Source organism: Protofrankia coriariae (assembly GCF_001017755.1).
GTDB classification, from domain to species: Bacteria; Actinomycetota; Actinomycetes; order Frankiales; family Frankiaceae; genus Protofrankia; species Protofrankia coriariae.
This window is the reverse complement of record NZ_JWIO01000021.1, coordinates 4,672-8,119: the sequence shown is the minus strand read 5'-3', so window position 1 is coordinate 8,119 and position 3,448 is coordinate 4,672. Positions and strand designations below refer to the sequence as shown.

Sequence of the window (3,448 nt, the reverse complement as noted above, 5' to 3'; positions counted from 1 at the left end):
CCGCCCGGCGGGCGTCCGCCAGCGCGGCCAGCGGGTCGGGCACGGCCCGGTCGGCGAGCTCACCGTACAGCCGGGAGACCAGCTCGGTGGCGTAACGGTCAGTGACAGACGCCGTCATGGCCAGCACGGCGGGCACCCCGTGGGCGAGCAGCCCCCGGGCGAGCCCCGGCAGGAACCCCTCCCCCGTGTCCCCGCTCTCCCGGCCGTCGCGATCCTCCGGCTCGCCGCTGCCGGCGGCGCCACCACCGTCCTCAGGACCGTCACCGGCGTCGGTGGCGTGGGCCCGGGTGGCTGTCCGGGCGGTGGAGCAGCCGGCGAGCACGACCAGCGGCACCCCCTGGCCGGGCACCAGCACCTTCTCGGCGAACGTCTCGGTGTCGACCGGGTCGGCGTCGCCGGAGTCGGTCTCCAGGACCAGCCGGCCGGGCTCGGCATGGCAGGAGATGTGCAGGATATGGAACCGCTCCTGCTTCAACGCGTCGTGGATCGCCGTCCGGCTGCCCTCGTTCAGGATGCGCACGTACGCCGCGCCGCGGCGGCGGGCGTCGTCGACCGCGTCCAGGATGCGGGCCAGCTCGGCTTCGTAGTCCAGCAGCTCACCGCCGCCCCGCTCCGGGCTGGCGATCACCGCGAGGATCCGCAGCGGCCCGGGGATTCCCATCGCCGGGGCGGCACCCAGACCGGTCACGACCCGGTGCAGGTGCACCGACGGGTGCGGCACCAGCGGCCGAGGGTCACCGGGCAGGGTCAGGGTCTCCCACGGCAGATCCGCCAGCCCGGCCCAGCCCGTCCCAGACCGGCCGGCGATGTCCTGACCGGTCCGGCCGCCACCGTCCTGCCCGGCGCTATCCTGCCCGCCACCGTCCTGCCCGCCACCGTCCTGCCCGCCACCGTCCTGCCCGCCACCGTCCTGCCCGCCACCGTCCTGCCCGCCACCGTCCTGCCCGCCACCGTCCTGCCCGCCACCGTCCTGCCCGCCACCGTCCTGCCCGCCACCGTCCTGCCCGCCACCGTCCTGCCCGCCACCGTCCTGCCCGCCACCGTCCTGCCCGCCACCGTCCTGCCCGCCACCGTCCTGCCCGCCGCCGTCCTGACCAGCGCTGTTCTGTCCGGCACCGTTCTGCCCGCTGCCATCTTGGCTGGCGGCGTCCTGGCCGGCGATCTCGAGGGCGAGACGCAGCGGCACCCCGCCGCGCACGGCGGCCTCACGCTCCCGGGCCAGGGCGTCGGCCACGGCGGCGGGCAGGAACCGCTCGCCGAGCATCCGCCCGGCCGCGCGTAACCCGGTGTCTACCGGATCCGCCGACATCGTTGCCGCCGCGGTGGCCGCCGCCTTCACCAGCAGCCCGCCGGCGGACGACCGGCGGGCACCGCACCCGCTCCAGTTCACGCAGCACCTGGACAGCCGACCAGTCCAGCCCACCCGGCCGGCCCTCGGTGACGGTGCCGTCCGCCCTGGTCAGGGCCACACCATCCGGGCTGATCCGCAGGGTGGCGGCGAGAGGGCCCTCCGCCCGGTAGGCCAGCCCCGGCGGCGGCCGCACGGTACCGTCCACCTCCGGGCGGGCCCGCCGCTCGCCGCGCAGCGCGGCGACCAGCTCACCCACCCGGGTGGTGTAGCCGGCCGGGTCGTGAGCCTGCCGGAAGTCGACATACACCCGGGCGGCCAGGAACGGCGGCAGCTCGGCATCCCTGAGCAGCACCGGGATCAGCCGCTGCCTGCCGGCGACCGCCCGGGTCAGCATCGCCGCATGCTCCTCGGCCACCCACGGCCGGGCCAGCGCGTCCGGACTGACCACCAGAATCCCGTTCGCGGACGTACGGATGCCCTCGTCCAGCCGATGAACGAGCACATCCCCGGCCGAGATCTCCCACTCGTCGTAGAACACGTGCAGGCCGGCGCGTTCCAGGTTCTCCGCGAGTACCCGCACCCACTCCTGGTCGGCGTGCCCGTAGGAGACGAAGACGTCGAAACCGCCGGCCATCCCAACCCCCCGTACACCGTGACGCGACGACGCTCTGCATCGTAATGCCCTGATCGTCGCTGTTGGCGGCCGGCCGGCCACCGCGATCCGGCCAGCGTGACCGGCATGGCGCGGTCGGCACGGCTGGCGCGGAGCCCGGGCGGTCGGGCCGCTCGACGCCTCGGAGCGGGCGCGGGAGGCACGGCGACGCCAGGAGCAGCACGATCAGCGCAGATGCCCGGCAGGGAGAGCCAGCACGAGCATGCCCGCCTGGCGGCGGCGGGGAAGGGCTGGGACGGTCAGGTGCCGGTGGCGCTGTCGGAGCCCACCGTCGGGGCCGAGGCTGACGATGCGGACGAGGCTGACGGCGAGTAGGCGCGACCCTTCCAGGCGGCGCCTCGGCCGCGCCAGTGCGCCACGGCCGAGTCCACGGTCATCAGCGTGTACAGGGCGGCGATGGCGGGCAGGGCCACGGCCGTCCACACCGGCTGGCGGTAGTAGCGGAGCATCGGGACGTAGGTGGCAGTCATGATCGCCCAGGTGGCGAGCCCGGCGATGCCGGCGACCAGCGCGGCCGTGCCCCCGGCGCCCCCGGTGCCCGCGCCGGCGGCGTCACCGCCACCGGCGAGAGCCCCCGCCAGCCCGATCACGGCCGCCGCCGGCGGCAGCAGGTAGGTCAGCACCAGGCCGACGACGGTGCCGGCGAGCAGCACGGGCGAATGCCGCAGCTGGGTGTACGCGCTACGGGAGATCATTTTCCACAGGTCGGCGAGCCCGGGGTACGGGCGGACGCTGCGCACACCCCCGGGCCCGCGGTCGGCCAGGCCCAGCCAGATCCGTCCCCCGCCGCGCTTGACGGCCTTGGCCAGCGAACAGTCGTCGATGACCGCGCCGCGGATGGCGGCGATCCCACCGGCGCGTTCCAGCGCGGCACGGCGCAACAGGACGCACCCGCCGGCCGCCGCCGCCGTGCGCGCCGTCGGCCGGTTGGCCCGGCGGAACGGGTAGAGCTGGGCGAAGAAGTAGACGAACGCCGGGATGACGAGCCGCTCCCAGCGGTTGCTCGTGCGCAGCACAGCCATCAGCGACGTGAGGTCGAGCCCGCGACCGGTGGCGTGGCGGACCAGCCGGGTCACCGAGTGCGGGCCGTGAGCGATGTCGGCGTCGGTGAACAGCAGCCACCGCGCGTCGGGCCCGGCCGCGCGCACGCCCTGCTCCATGGCCCACACCTTGCCCGCCCAGCCGGCCGGGCGCGGCTGGCCGTCGACGACCGTCAGCCTGTCACCAGCACCCGCGGCCCGGCCGATGACGCGGGCGACATCGCCGGTACCGTCGTCGCTGGAGTCGTCGACCAGCAAGATCCGCAACCGTCCCGGGTAGTCCTGCCCGAGCAGGGCCGGCAGGGTGTGCGGCAGCATCTCGGCCTCGTCCCGGGCCGGCACGATCACGGTGATCGCGGGCCAGCCGCCGGGCGGCTCGGGCCC

General features: G+C 75.6%; 4 protein-coding genes. 1 reads left to right on the top strand and 3 read right to left on the bottom strand.

Annotation, left to right across the window (positions count from 1 at the left end; genetic code table 11):
* The coding region (locus FrCorBMG51_RS31285; RefSeq protein ID WP_235433568.1) for a CHAT domain-containing protein at nt 1–721 on the bottom strand (721 nt) is incomplete at its 3' end.
* On the opposite strand from FrCorBMG51_RS31285, the gene FrCorBMG51_RS31280 reads away from it, so the two are divergent.
* On the top strand, nt 713–1,282 hold the full coding sequence (locus FrCorBMG51_RS31280) for a hypothetical protein (RefSeq protein WP_235433567.1): 570 nt from the start codon (nt 713–715) through the stop codon (nt 1,280–1,282). The genes FrCorBMG51_RS31285 and FrCorBMG51_RS31280 overlap by 9 nt on opposite strands.
* Here the strand turns inward: FrCorBMG51_RS31280 and FrCorBMG51_RS25275 are convergent.
* Nucleotides 1,206–1,985, bottom strand: coding sequence for a toll/interleukin-1 receptor domain-containing protein (locus tag FrCorBMG51_RS25275; protein ID WP_052914662.1), 780 nt, complete (start codon nt 1,983–1,985; stop codon nt 1,206–1,208). The two genes, FrCorBMG51_RS31280 and FrCorBMG51_RS25275, sit on opposite strands and share 77 nt — an antisense overlap.
* Before the next feature lie 278 nt (nt 1,986–2,263).
* A partial coding sequence (locus FrCorBMG51_RS13900) for a glycosyltransferase (protein ID WP_086055455.1) occupies nt 2,264–3,448 on the bottom strand: 1,185 nt, incomplete at its 5' end.